The sequence below is a fragment of the Deinococcus grandis genome (assembly GCF_001485435.1).
Taxonomy (GTDB): domain Bacteria; phylum Deinococcota; class Deinococci; order Deinococcales; family Deinococcaceae; genus Deinococcus; species Deinococcus grandis.
In genome coordinates this window covers 539,399-554,680 of the sequence record NZ_BCMS01000001.1, presented here as the reverse complement: position 1 = coordinate 554,680, position 15,282 = coordinate 539,399, and the positions used below count along the sequence as shown (strand labels likewise).

The 15,282-nt window shown below is 66.4% G+C and carries 13 protein-coding genes; 9 read left to right on the top strand and 4 right to left on the bottom strand.

Annotation, left to right across the window (positions count from 1 at the left end; translation table 11 throughout):
- Positions 1 to 228: 228 nt before the first annotated feature.
- On the top strand, positions 229 to 1,233 hold the full coding sequence (locus tag DEIGR_RS02720; RefSeq protein WP_058975064.1) for an alpha/beta hydrolase: 1,005 nt from the start codon (positions 229 to 231) through the stop codon (positions 1,231 to 1,233).
- Between the two features lie 63 nt (positions 1,234 to 1,296).
- Here DEIGR_RS02720 and DEIGR_RS02715 read toward each other — a convergent pair whose 3' ends face one another.
- From DEIGR_RS02715 to DEIGR_RS02705, 3 genes are all read right to left on the bottom strand, one after another.
- Positions 1,297 to 2,295 carry a TerC family protein gene (locus DEIGR_RS02715; protein WP_058978501.1) on the bottom strand — a complete coding sequence of 333 codons (999 nt, stop codon included), beginning with the start codon at positions 2,293 to 2,295 and terminating at the stop codon, positions 1,297 to 1,299.
- A 314-nt stretch (positions 2,296 to 2,609) separates the two neighbouring features.
- Positions 2,610 to 3,278 carry a response regulator transcription factor gene (locus DEIGR_RS02710; protein WP_046843357.1) on the bottom strand — a complete coding sequence of 223 codons (669 nt, stop codon included), beginning with the start codon at positions 3,276 to 3,278 and terminating at the stop codon, positions 2,610 to 2,612.
- A 168-nt stretch (positions 3,279 to 3,446) separates the two neighbouring features.
- Complete coding sequence (locus DEIGR_RS02705; RefSeq protein WP_058975062.1) at positions 3,447 to 3,749, bottom strand: hypothetical protein; 303 nt, start codon at positions 3,747 to 3,749, stop codon at positions 3,447 to 3,449.
- An 87-nt stretch (positions 3,750 to 3,836) separates the two neighbouring features.
- Between DEIGR_RS02705 and DEIGR_RS02700 the strand changes: the two genes are divergently transcribed.
- The 4 genes from DEIGR_RS02700 (at position 3,837) to DEIGR_RS02685 (ending at position 7,084) form a co-directional block, all read left to right on the top strand.
- On the top strand, positions 3,837 to 4,778 hold the full coding sequence (locus tag DEIGR_RS02700) for an alpha/beta fold hydrolase (RefSeq protein ID WP_058975060.1): 942 nt from the start codon (positions 3,837 to 3,839) through the stop codon (positions 4,776 to 4,778).
- A 130-nt stretch (positions 4,779 to 4,908) separates the two neighbouring features.
- Positions 4,909 to 5,946 (top strand): sugar phosphate nucleotidyltransferase, encoded by a 1,038-nt coding sequence (locus DEIGR_RS02695; protein WP_058975058.1) that lies wholly within the window; start codon positions 4,909 to 4,911, stop codon positions 5,944 to 5,946.
- A 131-nt stretch (positions 5,947 to 6,077) separates the two neighbouring features.
- A complete protein-coding gene (locus tag DEIGR_RS02690; protein WP_046843361.1) occupies positions 6,078 to 6,263 on the top strand; it encodes a hypothetical protein in 186 nt (61 codons plus the stop codon).
- Positions 6,264 to 6,355: 92 nt separating this feature from the next.
- Complete coding sequence (locus DEIGR_RS02685; RefSeq protein ID WP_058978500.1) at positions 6,356 to 7,084, top strand: YebC/PmpR family DNA-binding transcriptional regulator; 729 nt, start codon at positions 6,356 to 6,358, stop codon at positions 7,082 to 7,084.
- 66 nt (positions 7,085 to 7,150) lie between these two features.
- Here the strand turns inward: DEIGR_RS02685 and DEIGR_RS02680 are convergent, their stop codons facing one another.
- Positions 7,151 to 8,659, bottom strand: coding sequence for an amidohydrolase (locus DEIGR_RS02680; protein ID WP_058975057.1), 1,509 nt, complete (start codon positions 8,657 to 8,659; stop codon positions 7,151 to 7,153).
- An 89-nt stretch (positions 8,660 to 8,748) separates the two neighbouring features.
- On the opposite strand from DEIGR_RS02680, the gene DEIGR_RS02675 reads away from it, so the two are divergent.
- The 4 genes from DEIGR_RS02675 to alaS all read left to right on the top strand — a co-directional run bounded on the left by DEIGR_RS02675 (position 8,749) and on the right by alaS (position 15,179).
- A complete protein-coding gene (locus DEIGR_RS02675) occupies positions 8,749 to 9,783 on the top strand; it encodes a response regulator (protein ID WP_058975055.1) in 1,035 nt (344 codons plus the stop codon).
- Positions 9,784 to 9,886: 103 nt separating this feature from the next.
- Positions 9,887 to 11,743, top strand: coding sequence for a glucosaminidase domain-containing protein (locus DEIGR_RS19560; RefSeq protein ID WP_083524105.1), 1,857 nt, complete (start codon positions 9,887 to 9,889; stop codon positions 11,741 to 11,743).
- Between the two features lie 108 nt (positions 11,744 to 11,851).
- Positions 11,852 to 12,373 (top strand): hypothetical protein, encoded by a 522-nt coding sequence (locus DEIGR_RS20250; protein ID WP_153013601.1) that lies wholly within the window; start codon positions 11,852 to 11,854, stop codon positions 12,371 to 12,373.
- A gap of 130 nt (positions 12,374 to 12,503) precedes the next feature.
- Positions 12,504 to 15,179 carry an alanine--tRNA ligase gene (alaS, locus tag DEIGR_RS02670; RefSeq protein ID WP_083523905.1) on the top strand — a complete coding sequence of 892 codons (2,676 nt, stop codon included), beginning with the start codon at positions 12,504 to 12,506 and terminating at the stop codon, positions 15,177 to 15,179.
- Positions 15,180 to 15,282: the final 103 nt, after the last annotated feature.

Below are 15,282 nucleotides of genomic sequence, written 5' to 3'. Positions count from 1 at the left end.
GCAAGTCAAAGCAGAATTCAGGAGTATTGAAGGTGCCCTTCAATACTCCTGAACGAGCGGAGCGAGCACCTGACAACACCAGCGGTTGGAAGTGGAATTGAAGGGCGTGGTGTTGGCCCTTCAATGGAACTGGAAACCGCTGTCAGGGCCGACGTGTCACCTCCATCACGCACGACTCCACTGCCCACAACCCACTGCCTACAACCCCCTCGCCGTACACTTGCGGGCATGGCTGTTTCGGTGGATGGGCAGTGGGTGACGTTCTCGCCTCCGGCAGGTGCCGCAGGGCTGATCGGGGACGTGACGGACTGGCGCAAGCGGGAGCCGATCCCGGTGGTGGACGGCGCGCCGCTGCGCCTGAGGCTGCCGCGCGGGGCGTGGGTGGAGTACGCGTGGGTGGACGCGGCGGGTGAGGCGTTCGCGGACCCGGACAACGCGCAGCGGTCGCTGAATCCGTGGTGGCCGTACCCGCGCGCGGCAGTGGTGGGCGAGTACGCGCGGCACCCGCTGTGGCAGGCGCCGGACGCGACCCTGAAGGGCACGGCGCACCGCCTGACCTGGGAGGGCACGGTGTTTCCCGGGACGCGCCGGGTGATCGTGTACACCCCGCACGGGTACGCGGGCGGGCCGCTGCCGGTGTACTACGTGCAGGACGGCGTGGCGTTCTACCGCACGGGGAAGCTGGGGGACGTGATGGACCGCGCCGTGGAGGCCGGGCTGGCGCCGGGCGCGGCGTTTGCGTTCGTGGAGCCGGGCGACCGGAACGAGGAGTACTACCTGAACCCCCGCTACCTGGAGTTCCTGACGACCGAGGTCATGCCGCGCGTGGAGGGCGAACTGGTCACGGCGTCCGTGCGGGGCCTGTGGGGCGCGAGCCTGGGCGGCCTGATCAGCCTGTTCCTGGGCGCGCGGCACCCGGAGCTGTTCAGTCGCGTGGCGGCGCACAGCGGGGCGTTCATCGCGCGGCCCGGCGCGACCCGGGACGGGGTGATCGACACGACCACCGCCGGGGAGTGTCTGCTGGACGAACTGCTCGCGAATCCGCCCACGCACCTGACGACCAGCCTGGACACCGGGACGCTGGAGTGGCTGACCGGCCCGAACCGCCGCATGGCGGCCCTGTTCGCGGACCTGGGCCTGGAGCATCAGTACCGCGAGTACCCCAGCGGGCACAACTGGGTGACGTGGCGCGAGGCGCTGCCCGAGGCGTTCCTGTACCTCCAGGGCGGGTAAGGGAAAACCGGAGCTGGAGGATGAACGTTGCCCCCATCCTCCAGCCCTGCTGTGCGCCCTGCATCAGTCGGCGGCCTGGGCGGCGCCACGGGTGCGCCAGAGGCTGACGAGCACGCCGCCCGCGAGGATCGCCAGGGTCACGCCCAGGCTGATGGCCGGGTCGAGCTTGCCGTAGAACTGGTTGTAGAAGATCTTGCCGCCGATGAACACCAGCACCAGCGCCAGCGCGGGCTTCAGGGCGCTGAAGCGGTGAATCAGCGCGTCCAGCGCGAAGTACAGGGCGCGCAGGCCCAGGATCGCGAAGATGTTGCTGGTGTACACGATGAACGGGTCCTGCGTGATCGCGAAGATCGCGGGGATGCTGTCCACGGCGAACACCAGATCCGCGAACTCGACCATCAGCAGGGCCAGCAGCAGCGGCGTGGCGTGCACCCGGACGCGACCCTGCGCGTCGGGCTGGCGGGTCAGGAACTTCTGCCCGTCCAGGCGGGGACTGATCGGCATGACGCGCCGCAGGGCCCGCACGACCGGGTGGCGGTCCAGGTCGGGCGCCTGGTCGTGGCCGCCCTTCGTGAACAGCAGTTTCACGCCGGTCAGCAGCAGGAACGCGCCGAAAATCCACATGATCCAGTCGAACTGCGTGACGAGCGCCGCGCCCAGACCGATCATGATGCCGCGCAGGACGATGACGCCCAGGATGCCCCAGAACAGCACGCGGTGCTGGAGGTGCCGGGGGATGGCCAGCGCCGCGAAGATGATGCTGATCACGAACACGTTGTCGAGCGCCAGGGCCTTCTCGACGGCGAAGCCGGTCAGGTACGCCATGCCGCTCTCGGCACCCAGCGTGGACCAGATCCACGCGCCGAAGATCAGCGCCAGGACGATGTAGAAGGCACTCAGTTTCAGGCTGCTGGCGACGCTGATCGTCTGCTCCTCGCCCTGCTCGGCGGCGCGGCGGGCGCGGCGGCGCGTCAGGACGCCCAGGTCGAAGGCGAGCAGCGCGGCCACGACGGTCAGGAACATCAGCCACATCCAGGCGGGTGTGCCGAGCCAGGGGGTCATCAGGATCTCCACGGGGAACCTCCGGGGTCCACCCGTGCGGCGCGGCTCAATGCATGAAGACCGGCAGCGCGCACGTGGTGGCGACTGCCGGGTCTGGCCTTTTGCTGCTCCTGACCGGGTTCCCTTTGGGTTCCGGACTGACGATCAGGTGCTCCCTGTGCGGGCGGCGTACTCCCCCGGTATGACGATCAGGATGCCGCAGCCTCCCTCCTCCGCTGATGAGGGCAGTGTCAGGGGACGTTCATGGTTCAGGCAAGACGGCGACGGGCCTGCCTCCACGACTGGCGCAGAGACAGGCCCGGGACCTGAGAAGGTCAGGGGGTCTTCAGGGCGTACCCGATGCCGCGCACGGTGCGGATGATGCCGTACCCGTCGAGGTCGCGCAGCTTGGCGCGCATGTTCGCCATGTGCACGTCCACGACGTTGCTGTTGCTGGGCAGTTCGCCGTTCCAGACCTCGCGCTCGATCTCCTGGCGGGAGTACACGCGGCCCGGCTGGCGGGCCAGGAAGGTCAGCAGGTCGAATTCCTTCGGGGACAGGCGCACCTCGTGGCCGTTGTAATGGCACAGGCGTTTCTGCGGGTGGATCTCCAGCGGGCCGATGCTGATGACCTCGCCGTGCTGCTGGTGCCGCAGCTGGACCTTCACGCGCGCCACGAGTTCTTCCGGGTGGAAGGGCTTGGTCATGTAGTCGTCCGCGCCCGCTTCGAGCAGGTTCACCTTGCGGTCCACGGCGTCCATGGCGGTCAGGATGATGATCGGCACGCTGCTGGTCTTTCGCAGGCGGCGGGCGATCTCCGCGCCGTCGAAGTCCGGCAGGCCCAGGTCCAGGATGACCAGATCCGGGGTGTGCTCGCGGGCGGCGGTCAGGCCGGTCACGCCGTCGGGGGCGGCCAGCACGCGGTACCCGGCCTGTTCCAGTTCGTACTGCACCACGCGGGTGATGTCCGGGTTGTCCTCGATCAGCAGAATGCGTTGCTCCATGTGACTGTCTCGTCTCCTCAGCCCCGGCTGTCGGGGCGCTCGGGGCTCCCGGGGCGGGGGCCTTGCGCGGCGCGGGGGCCAAAGTGCGCCTCTGTACTTGCGGCCCATCGTAGGGTGCGCGGTGTCCAGTTGGGCAAATGCCGCTGTTTATGGTTCATTAACAGCCCGTCAGACTCCCGGGACGTGCACGGTGTCCACCTGAACGCCGTAGCGCAGGAGCACCGTCTTCAGGCGCTGCATGGCCCCGAGCGCCAGCTCCCGGTCGGCGGGGTGGAAGACCAGCGTCAGGCGGGCGCTGCGCCCGGACTGCGGAGGCTGCGCCTGCACCTGCAGGGGCCGCGCGAACGCCGGGTCGGTCCGCAGGTCGCGCAGGATCTGCGAGAAGGTGGGGCCGTCCACGCCCTCCAGGGTGAAGGCGATGCCCTGCACGCCGGGATCGCCCGGCGGCGAGGAGGAATCGGATGGGGTCATGCGCACAGGGTCGTGCATGCCGCACGTGGCGCGCAACCGTGCCCTGCATCCGCCGCGCCGCCGCGCCCGGCCCCTAGAATGGCGCGCATGACGGGCCTGAACGCAGACGATCACGACTTCACGGACTTCGGGGACGGGGACGTTCACTTCGAGCATCTGAACGGCGCGGACCTGCACTTCGAGGTGCAGGGCGACCCGACCACCGAGCCGCCGGTCGTGTTCCTGCACGGCGGCCCCGGGTACAACAGCTACTCCTTCCAGGCGCTGTTCGGCGAGCGCATCGAGCGCCCGGTCGTGTACCTCGACCAGCGCGGCTCGGGGCGCAGCGGCCCGCTGGAGGACACCGAGCAGGGCGCCGACACCCTGGACCTCGACACCCTGGTGGGCGACGTGGAGGCCCTGCGGGACTTCCTGGGGGCCGAGCAGATCATCCCGCTGGGGCACGGTTTCGGCGCGCTCGTGGCGCTGGAGTACGCCCGGCGTCATCCGACCCGCACGGCGCGCGTGATCGCCGTGAACCCCTGGGTGCACTTCCCCGACCTGGCCCGCACGCTGCTGGAGGAAGCCAGCGCGCGGCGCGGCGTGGCCTTCACGGATCCCGCCGACGACCTGCGCGCCGCCACGCCCGAGGGCGAGCACCCGCCCGTGGGCGGCGCGCGTATCGAGGCGGCGTTCGCGCTGCTGAACGCCCGCGACCTGCTGAACGCCCTGCAGTTCCGGGATCAGGCCAGCCGCATGCGCCTGGAATTCGCGGACGCCGAGGGGCAACTGATCGGCGGCGGCGAGGTGCAGGAGGCGCTCGTGAACCAGGGCCTGTGGGAATTCGAGTACCCGCAGTTCCTGACCGAACTGCGCCGACCGGTGTTCGTGATCACCGGCGCGCACGACCGCACCAGCTACCCCGAACAGGTGCAGTGGGTCGCGGACCTCGCCGACGCGGACGTGACGGTCCTCGACGCCGGGCATTACCCCTGGCTGGACGACGAGGACGCCTTCGCCGAGGCGCTGAACGACGCCCTGACCCGCTGATGCCCGGCGTGCACCGCCCCTCACCGGGGCGCGGCGGCACCTGCGGTCACGCGGCGCGGCCCCGGACCCCTATACTCCCCCCACACCCCATGACCGCCGCCCCCGCCCTGCCCCGCCGCCGGAGTCACCCGTGAAAGGGTTGATCCTGGCCGCCGGCCGCGGCAGTCGCCTGCTGCCGATCAGCGCCACGCGCCCCAAGCACGCCGTGCCGGTCGCGGGCGTGCCGATCATCGCGCGGGCCGTGCAGGCGCTGCGGGACGCGGGCGTGCAGGACATCGGGATCGTGACCAGCCCGTCCAGCGAGCAGGACCTGCGCGACGCCACGCAGCACAGCGGGCACCTGACGTTCATCCGGCAGTACGATCCGCTCGGCACCGGGCACGCCGTCCTGACCGCCCGGCATTTCCTGGAGGGCAGCCCGACGCTGCTGTACCTGGGCGACAACCTCTTCGAGGACAGCCTGACGCCCATGCTGAGCGCCCTGCGCTACGGGGACGCCGCGATCGGCGTGAAGGAAGTCCCGAACCCGCAGGCGTACGGCGTGGCGGTCGTGAAGACCGGGCGCCTGCTGCGGCTCGTGGAGAAACCCCGCACGCCCGAGAGCAACCTCGCCGCGTGCGGCGTGTTCAGCTTCAAACCCGCCCTGATCGACATCCTGGAGGACCTGCCGCACAGCACCCGCGGCGAGATCGAGTTCCCGCAGGCCCTCACGGCGCTCCTCGCGCGCGGCGGGCAGGTGCGCGCCGTGGAGTTCAAGGGCTTCTGGAGTGACGCGGGCGCGCCCGACGATCTGCTGAGCGCGAACACCCATTACCTCGCGCAGCTGCGGCCCCGAGTGGACGGCCGGGTGGAACGCAGCACCGTCAGCGGCCCGGTCGTGATCGAGGCGGGCGCGCTGGTCGAGGACAGCGTCATCCAGGGCCCGGTGTGGATCGGGCCGCACGCCGTGGTGCGCGGCGCGACCCTCGGGCCGTTCGTGAGTGTGGGCGCGCACGCCCGCGTGGACAGCGCCCAGGTGACCGGCACGCTGATCGACGAGTTCGCGCGCGTCCTGCACCCCACCCGGCCCATCCACCGCAGCCTGATCGGCCGCCACGCGCTCGTCACGGCGCCCAGCGACACCGGACTGCAGATGGTCATCGGGGACCGCAGCGTCATGCGCATGTGACCCGGCCGCAGCGTCATGCGCACGTGACCCGGCCGCAGCGCCATGCACACGTGACCCGGCCGCGCCGTCCCGGCTGACCCTTGAGCGTCCCCACACCCGCACCCCTCCGGCGCGGGCGTACGCTACGGGGCATGACCCAACCTGACGGGACGGCCCCCACGCCCCCAGCGTCCGCACCGGCGGGCGAGGTGCTGATCAGCGGCCTGGACACCGGCCCGCACGCCGGGGACCGGGAGAACCTCTCCCCCACCGACAGCCACGCCCGGTTCCTGCCCAGAGACCACCCGGCCCAGGAACCCACCGACGAGGACGGCTGAAGGCGGCCCCGCGCACCCCTGCGCTAGAATGCTCCCTGCACGCGCCCCCGACCTACCGAGTGGGCGCAGTTTCACGCAAGGAGACGTTGAACATGGCCGGTCACAGCAAGTGGTCTCAGATCAAGCGCAAGAAGGGTGCCAACGACAGTAAACGCAGCGCGATGTACAGCAAACACATCCGCGCCATTCAGGCCGCCGTCCGTTCCGGCGGCACCGGCGACCCCGCCGGGAACCTCAGCCTGAAAAACGCCATCGCCGCCGCGAAGGCCGCCACCGTCCCCGTGGACAACATCGACAACGCCATCAAACGCGCCGTCGGCGCGGGCGAGGGCGCGGCCGACTACAAGGAACAGACCTACGAGGGCTACGGCCCCGGCGGCACCGCCATCTTCATCGAGACGCTGACCGACAACGTCAACCGCACCGTCGCCGACATCCGCGCCGTGTTCAACAAACGCGGCGGCAGCCTCGGCACCAGCGGCAGCGTGGCGTGGCAGTTCGAGAAGAAAGGCGTCCTGCTGCTCACCGACACCAGCGAACAGGCGCAGGAAACCGCCATCGAACACGGCGCCGAGGACATCCAGGAATCCGACGAGGGCCTGGAAATCAGCACCGGGCCCGCCGACCTGTACGCCGTGCAGGACGCCCTGACCGCCGCCGGGTTCGCCATCGAGAGCGCCCAGATCACCATGATCCCCAGCAACACCGTCGCCGTGAACAGCGACGACGCGAAGAAACTCATGACCCTGATCGACGCCCTCGAGGACCTCGACGACGTTCAGAACGTCTACAGCAACGCCGACCTCCCCGACGAGGAATAAAGGTCGATCGTTGAAAGTTGATGGGTGATAGAGGTGCGTCCTCCATCACCTTTCAACTTTCGACCATCAACCCTCCAGCACCAGGGCCTGGGCGTTCCCGCCGAGGCGGTCCCAGAGGGTGAAGGCGGCGCGGGCGCCGGGGCGGATGATGCCCTCATCAATCCAGCCGGCGGCCAGGGCGGGGCCGCGCGTGTGGGCCCACAGGACGTCGTGTTCGGTCAGGGCCTGTTCGGGGGCGAGGCGCGCTCCGCTGTCGTCCACGCGGGTGATCGCGGCGGCGAAGTTCGCGCGGTACTCGGGCGGGGCGACCGGGGCGTCACTGCCGAACGCGAGGATCGCCCCGGCGTCCCGCAGGGACCGGAAGGCGTAACTGAGGCCCTCCAGGTGCGGCATGAGGTCGCGGATCATGGGACCGTCCGCCTGGAGGTGGATGGGCTGCACGCTGGCGGTCAGGCCCCGGAAGCGCGGGAGGTCCTCGGCGCGCAGGTGCTGGGCGTGTTCGACGCGCAGGCGGATGCCGCGCGCCTCGGCATGGGGGCGCAGGCGGTCGTAGGCGTTCAGGACCTCGGTGTTCGCGCGGTCCCCGATGGCGTGCGTGACGGGCGTCAGGCCCAGCTCGATCGCCTCGCGGCCCAGCTCCGCGATGAGGTCCGGCGGGTCCAGCGGCATGCCGGTGCCGGAGCCGTCCGCGAAGCCGGGCGCGTGCAGCCACGCGGTGCGGCTGCCGAGCGCGCCATCCGCGAAGAACTTCACCCCGCCCCACTGGAACAGGCCACCGGGCGCGCGGGCCAGTCCCAGGGCGCGGGCGTGCCCCAGCCGGTCGTGCGGCAGGCACGCCCACACCCGCAGCGGCAACTCGCCCTGCTGCGCCAGCGTCTGGATGGCCCGGGGCGCCTCGGGCGACTCGAAGGCCATGGTGTGGGCACTCACGTACCCGCGCGCCGCCAGATCCGCCGCGCCCGCCCGCGCCGCCGCGAGGTACTCCGCCCCGGTCGGTTCCGGAATCACGCGCGCCACGAGATCCGACGCGTGCTCCAGCAGGCAGCCCAGGGGCCGCACGATCCGCCCACCCTCCGGGTCCGGCGTGCCCTCGTGAATCCCGGCCAGCCGCAGCGCCGCGCTGTTCGCCCAGCTCAGGTGCAGGTCCCGCGAGTACAGCAGCACCGGATGGTGCGGACTCACCTCGTCCAGCAGCGCCGCCGTCGGGTACTCCCCCAGTCCCAGCTCCGACAGCAGGAAACCCCCACCGCGAATCCAGGTGCCGGGCGGCGTGTTCATCACCTGCTGCGCCACGCGCGCCTGCACCTCCGCCACACTCCGCGCGCCGTGCAGGCCCACCTGCGACAGCGAGAACCCGTACGTCACGAGGTGAATGTGCGCCTCCGCCAGCCCCGGCGTGAGCAGCGCGTCCCGGTGATCCAGCACCCGCGCGCCCGGCGCCAGCGCCGCCACGTCCTCGCGCGAGCCCACCGCCAGCACGCGCCCGCCCCCCACCAGCACCGCGCCCACCTCGGGCCGCGCGTCATCCAGCGTCACCACGCGCGCCAGCACCACCGTCAGATCCTGAGTTCCCATGCCCGCCCAGCCTACGCCACCCAACCCGGACGGGGGGCACGCACCCCAAACCACCCCCGGGGCACGCACGCGCCTGTTAGACTCAACGCATGCCCCGCATCCTCGTGGTGGATGACGACGCCGCCATCCTCAAGCTTGTCAGCGTGATCCTCTCCCGCGCCGGGCACGAGGTGCGCACCAGCACCCACCCCGTCGAAGCCCTCGACCTCCTGAAAGTCTTCACGCCGGACCTCGTCATCAGCGACGTCGTCATGCCCTACATGACCGGCCTGGAATTCCTGGAGAAAATCCGCGCCAACGAACAGATGGCCAGCCTCCCGTTCATGCTGCTCTCCAGCCACGCCGAACGCGGCGACGTCCGGCGCGGCATGAACCTCGGCGCGGACGACTACCTGCCCAAACCCTTCACGCCCCAGGACCTCACCAGCGCCATCGACGCCCGACTGCGCCGCGCCGGACTGAACCAGCAGAACGAAAACCAGATGCAGGCCAAAGGCCTCGGCACCGCCCAGGTCATCTGGAAAGGCAGCACCGTCACCTGGGTCAGCCGCAAAGCCCTCGAACTGTTCTTCTACCTCCTAGAACACAAGGAAGTCACCAGCTGGGAAGCCGCCGAAGCCCTCTGGCCCGAAAAGGACGAAGCGCGCGCCAGCAGCCTCTTCCACACCACCCTCCACCGCCTGCGCCGCTCTCTGAGCAACGAATCCGTCGTCAGCACCAACCGCCGCTACGCCCTGGCCAGCGACCTGAACCCCGAATACGACGTGCAACGCTTCGAACTGCTCGCCGCGCAGGCCGAACAGGGCAGCCTGGGCCTCGAAGAACTCCGCGAACTCGTCGCGCAGTACGGCAACTACCTCCCCGGCACCGACAGCCCCTGGGCCGACGACGTCCGCGCCCGCCTCGAACAGAAACAACTCACCCTGCTCGGCATCGCCGCCCGCGCCGCCACCGCCGCCGGACGCGACCGCGACGCCGCCCAGTTCCACCAGCGCGCCCTGGCCATCGACCCCATGAGCGAACACGACTGGCAGGGCCTCGCCAAAGCCCTCGACACCATCGGCGACCCCCGCGCCCGCCTCGCCGCCCAACGCGAAGCCTGGTGGGCCGTCGACCTCGACTGACACGCACCACACCAGCAGGCCCGGCACACCCGTGACCGGGCCTTCCACATGTGCGGCACCACCCCACCCGACCACCCGGTACGCTAACTGAACCGGAGGTCACATGTTCGACACCAGAGAGCCCCTCACCGGCAAACCACCCCAACCCAGAACCCCCACCCCACCCACACCCCGCCCCCTCAAAGCAGGCACCCAGACCTGGCAACGCACCTTCCGCGGCGCCGCCAACGGCATCACCTTCCAACTCCGCATCATCCGCCAACCCAACGGCCACCTCACCGCCCGCTACCAGGCCACCCCCGGCCAGAGCAGCGGCTGGCACCTCGAAGGGCAACTCCGCGACGACAACACCTTCACCCTGAAAGGCACCCAGAACAACGCCGAATTTCAGGGGAAAATCAGCCCAGACGGCAAAACCGTCACCAGCAACTTCACGAATCAGACTTCATCTGGTGCGTTCCAAGCCCCAAATCTGACCCTTTCAGCTATTCCAGTTGCACTTCCCCGGCCACGAACGCCTGCTGCAGGTGCGGTTCAAACACCTTCCGCCGAAAATCCCGAACATGAAACGCAGACTTCACACATAGATAGATCCAGCATCCCACAAAATACAATCGCTTCCCTTAACTCTTCAAACTATACGCCAAAAACAATGAGCAAGAGAGATAGGCACGAAGTATTTTTCAACATTGTTAAATCATTTCGGAGCTTGGGGGTTGCACACCCAGAACTGATTGCCGCCCAGTGGGCTACTGAGTCCGGATGGGGTCGATCACATTCAGGAAAGAATAATGTATTTGGGATCAAGGAATTTGACCCGAGCAAGCCAAGAACTTTTGCACCCACAAAGGAATGGGACCCAAAACTAAAACGACTAGTCGATAAAATGGAGCCTTTTGCCGATTACAAGGATTATGCAGACGCATTTATAGCTCGCGCAAATTTTACTATAAATAATCCAAGATATGCCAAGGCTGGATATTTTGAAGCTAAAAATTTGAGAGAGGCCGCCTATGCCATAGATAGGGCCGGGTATGCCAACACAGGCAAACCAGGATCATATGCAGAAAGCCTAATCGCGATTATGAGAGGGTGTGGAATTGATGTTGAGAAGGAAGCATCTATCTCTACAATCACTCCTCAAACACACACACCAGAAGAGGGAACACAAAACGCGCATTCTTCAACGCCTCCAGATCAACTAGACAAACTCATCAATCTCAAATCATATAAAAAGATCTATACCATAAAAGAAATAAATTTGGCTCGCTCATTAATAGTTAAAATACTAGATAGTAAGATTAAAGGAGATTTATTTGAAATACTTCAATCTAAGATACCCTATCGCAATCAGAGAAATAATCAATCGATCGGACTGCAGTCCGATCGCTGGTCATACAAAGGCAAAGATGGAAAAACCCATTGGGTAGTTTACACTGGCAAACCCATAGGCGATATCATGTGCAATTTAACTTCCCTCACAATGGTTTTGGAGACATTAGGGATTGAGAATCCGTCCGATGGCCAGTATGAAGATTTTTTAGAGAACGTAAGACGTAAAAATAGCCTACCGCCTAGAACAACCGAGGGCGGTTGGGCAGGCGTGGCCCGACAACTTAAAGCGCGTAAAGTAGTTCGTAAGGATAATTTTAGAGGTGATTATAATGTGTGGAAGGATGAGATTCTTGCGTATTTGAGAAATGGTAATGGAGTTATGATGAGTCTAAACGGCCACATCATCAGACTGCAATCAATAACAAGCAACGGCATTACGGTAGACGACCCTTACGGCAAACTGCCCAGTCTTTTAAATTACAACCCAGGTAATGTTACTGGAAGCTACAATGGAAACCTTAATACAAGAACCAAGGAGGCGGGAATCGGTGAGGATGCAGTTTTTCCCTGGAGTCAGGTTAGCAAATTTACATTTCTTTGGATTGCCGCATTTGAAAGGAAGTAAATGAAAAATTTTACCGTTATCTTGTTGATATCTACCCAGTACTCAATTAGCAATGCAGCCAGCATAGACTCCGTATGGCAGTATCTACCCCTATATGCCCTACCTACTTTGAAGTACGACCCCGAAATAAAAAAGTTGCAGACTTTAACACCATTATCCAGAGCTAAATTACTTAACTCACCGAACAGTATAGTAGATCACAAAAACCAGTATGCGATTCTCGACCTTACCGAAGGCGGCTACCTAGAATTCACCGTCTGGAATGGGAAAGGTGGACTTGGTGCAGTGGGCCTGAACCGTTACCGTGGGGATGAGGACGTACAGGCGCTGTATCTGTTTGATTCCGCGTTTAAGTTGCGAAACATCACCAACATGCTGCGGGTTTCTCCTATAGATGCTGGGACGTTCTATAAAAAGATAACGGGGGTCAGTCCGAAGGGGCCGGTGCGGACGGCTGTGAATCTGCCGAGGTTCGGGACGAGCATCGTGATCTCCCTGAAACCAGATGACTCCCGGCTGCTGGCAAAGTGTACGGTTTTAGCGAACAACGACTACACGTGTGGGGATCGTCTGGACGTGTTGAAGCTGGTGTGGACTGGCTCGGGGTTCAAACGGGTTCCGTTGCGGTAACGTTCTGTCGGCTTGCGCCTGGGCGTTCTGCCTGGGCGCGTTTTGCTGTCTGGGTAGGCCAGTCGGCGTGCGCCCGGGCCGGCTGTTTCGCGGGGTGCCCGGTCTGGGTGGGCGCGCTAGACTTTGCGTTATGACGGTTTCGCTGACGACGGCGCAGATTCGGGAGAAGTACCTGCAGTTCTTCGAGGGGAAGGGGCACCTGCGGTTGCCGAGTTACAGCACGGTCGCGCCGGATCCGACGACGCTGTTCACGGTGGCGGGCATGCAGCCGTTCAAGGATCAGTTCATGGGTGCCCCGGCGGTGTTTGATGGCGTGGCGAACAGGCGCGTGACGACGGCGCAGAAGTGCCTGCGGATCGGGGATATCGAGAACGTGGGCCGGACGTTGCGGCACTGCTCGCTGCTGGAGATGCTGGGGAACTTCTCCTTCGGGGATTACTTCAAGCAGGAGTCGCTGACGTGGGCGTGGGAGTTCCTGACCAGCCCGGAGTGGCTGGGGCTGGACCGCGCGCGGCTGTACGTGACGATCTACGAGGAGGACGAGGAGGCGTTCCGCATCTGGACCGAGGTGAACGGTCTGCCGGCGGATCACATCCTGCGGTTCGGGGCGGATGAGAACTTCTGGCCGGCGGACGCGCCGAAGGAGGGGCCGAACGGGCCGTGCGGGCCGTGCAGCGAGATCTTCTATGATCGCGGTCCGAAGTACGGGAATGACACCTGGGCGGAGTACGCCGAGACGCGTGAGAGTGCGCGGTTCCTGGAGATCTGGAACAACGTGTTCCCGCAGTTCGACCGTCAGGATCCGCTGCCGGACGGCACGCCGGTCCTGAAGGACCTGCCGTTCAAGAACATCGATACCGGCATGGGCCTGGAGCGCATCGCGACCGTGGTGCAGGACGTGTACGACTTCTACAGCAACGACGTGTTCGCACCGATCGTGGCGAAGGTCGCCGAGATGAGCGGGCAGGCGTACGACGGGCCGCAGAGCGTGTCCCACCGTGTGGTGGCCGAGCACATCCGCAGCGTGAGCATGGTGATCGCGGACGGCAGTGTGCCCAGCAATACGGGGCGCGGGTACGTGGTGCGGAAGATCCTGCGCCGCGCCTGCCGTCACGCGTACCTGCTGGGTCTGCGCGAGCCGAGCCTGTTCAAGCTGGTGCCGATCGTGGCCGAGCGCATGGGCGATGCTTACCCCGAATTGCGCGAGAACCTCGCGAAGATCGGGGCGACGGTCCAGTCCGAGGAGGAGCGGTTCCTGAAGACGCTGGAGGGCGGCATTCAGCGGCTGGGTGGGTTGCTGTCGGGCATGGAGCGCGGCGCGGTGCTGTCCGGTCAGGACGCGTTCGTGCTGTACGACACGTACGGTTTCCCGGTGGATCTGACGAAGGAGATCGCGGAGGAGTACGGCATCACGGTGGATGAGGCCGGGTACGCGGAGAGCCTGGAGAACGCGCAGGAGATCGCGCGGGCCGGGAGCAAGTACGGCAAGAGTGAACTGTTCGGCGGGAATCAGGAGGCGCTGGAGGGTCTGCCCCGCACGGAGTTCGTGGGGTACGACGAGCTGAGCGTGGACGCGGACGTGGTGGCGCTGGTGGGCGCGGGCGAGCGCCTGAGTCACCTGCCCGCCGGGTCGGAGGCGACGGTGGTGCTGTCCCGCACGCCGTTCTACGCCGAGGGTGGCGGTGAGGTGGGTGACACGGGTCGCCTGGAGTGGGAGGGCGGCGCGGGGGTCGTGCGTGACACCCGCAAGACGCCGCAGGGCGTGTTCCTGCATGACGTGCTGGTCGAGGAGGGCGAGCTGCGCGAGGGCGTCCGCGTGCGGGGCGTGGTGTCCGGCGAGCGCCGCGCGACCGAGCGGCACCACACGGCGACGCACCTGCTGCACGCGGCGCTGCGGGCGGTGCTGGGGGATGGCGTGGCGCAGAAGGGGTCGCTGGTCGCCCCGGATCGCCTGCGCTTCGACTTCTCGCACGGGGCGGCCCTGACGGCGCCGGAGATCGCGGCGGTGGAACTGCTGGTGAGCCGCTGGGTGAGTGCGAACTTCCCCGTGACGTGGCAGGAAATGCCCATCGCGGACGCGAAGGCGGCGGGCGCGACCGCGCTGTTCGGCGAGAAGTACGGCGAGACCGTGCGCGTCGTGCGCGTGGGTGGCAGCGTGGAGTACGCCGGGCAGTCCGTGAGCAGCATGGAACTGTGCGGCGGGGCGCACGTGCGCCGCACCGGGGACATCGGCGCGTTCGTGATCCTGGGGGATGAGAACGTGGCGGCCGGGGTGCGCCGCATCGAGGCGCTGGCTGGGGACGCCGCGACCGCGTGGGTGCGCGAGCGTCTGAACGCCGCCGCGAAGGTTGCCAGCCTCCTGAATACGGGCGTGGACGGCCTGGAAGCCCGCGTGAGCGGCCTCCAGGCGCAGCTGAAGGCAGCCGAGAAGGACATCGCGGCGGTCAAGCGGCAGCTGGCTGAGGCGCAGATGGGCGGCGGCAGTGGTGGCGCCGCGCAGACGCGCGAGCTGGGCGGCTTCAGGGTCGCCGCGCTGAAACTCGCGGGCCTGGAAGGCAACGAGCTGCGTGGCGCGGCCGACAGGCTCCTCGACCAGAGCGGCGCGGACATGGTCGTCGTCGCGGGCGAGAAGGGCCTCGTCGTGAAGGTCACGAAGGACGCCGTGACCCGCGGCGCGCACGCCGGGCAGCTGATCGGCAAACTCGCCGCCGCGGGTGGCGGCAAGGGCGGCGGCCGTCCCGACATGGCGCAGGCGGGCGTGACCGACGCCGACGCCGCGCTGGGCGCGCTGGACACCGCGTTCTGACAGCGGTTTCCAGTTGCATTGAAGGGCCAACAGCACGCCCTTCAATTCCACTTCCAACCACTGTCCTTCAGGCGCTCGCTCCGCTCGATTCATAGGCATCGAG